Annotated in this window: 1 pseudogene; it reads left to right on the top strand. The window is 64.7% G+C overall.

Annotated elements, in window-relative coordinates:
• Positions 1-583: pseudogene (locus NKI59_RS35030) on the top strand (shikimate kinase); the annotation flags it as partial.

Genomic DNA, 583 nt, shown 5'->3' with positions numbered 1-583 from the left:
GAGACCGCCGGCGAGGTCGCCGAACCCGCCTTGCTGAAGGACCGGCTGCATCAGCTGGCGCACTATCTCGACTATGCCGAGGATCGGTTGCAGCAGGCCGATGTCCTTGCCATCGCGGGTATATTCAAGGCGTTGGGCAAGGCGCAGTTGTTGGACGATCTCGGTGCGCTGGCACAGCCGGGGCTGGACAGGCTCGAGGTGTTACGGGCCGCTCCCGGGTTTAAGCTCGACAACAACCTCGAGACGATGGGCAATCTTTGCGCCTCCCTGCTGCCACTAGCTCGCAGCCCGAAGCCGGTGTTGCGCTGGCACCGCAAGTCGGCGCTGAACCTGCTCAACGCCATCCAGCCGGTGGTGGAACACAAGATCGATGCCCATCTCAAACCAGGCCAAGCCGAGCGCACCAGCGGCGCCAATGCAAGCCGCTGCCCGGCGCTTTCGATCTATCAGGTGCTCAAGACCCGGGCGGTGCTGGAGACGCTCTACCGGCGGCCCTATGTCGAGGGCGACACGCTAGCCTTGCAGGCCAGGCAGGAAGAGCTGCAAGGCAAGACCAGGCAGATACTGGACAGCGCCCGCGCCC

The organism is Mesorhizobium sp. M0598 (genome assembly GCF_040320865.1).
In the GTDB taxonomy this organism is placed as follows: Bacteria; Pseudomonadota; Alphaproteobacteria; order Rhizobiales; family Rhizobiaceae; genus Mesorhizobium.
This window is presented reverse-complemented; position numbering and strand designations above follow the sequence as displayed.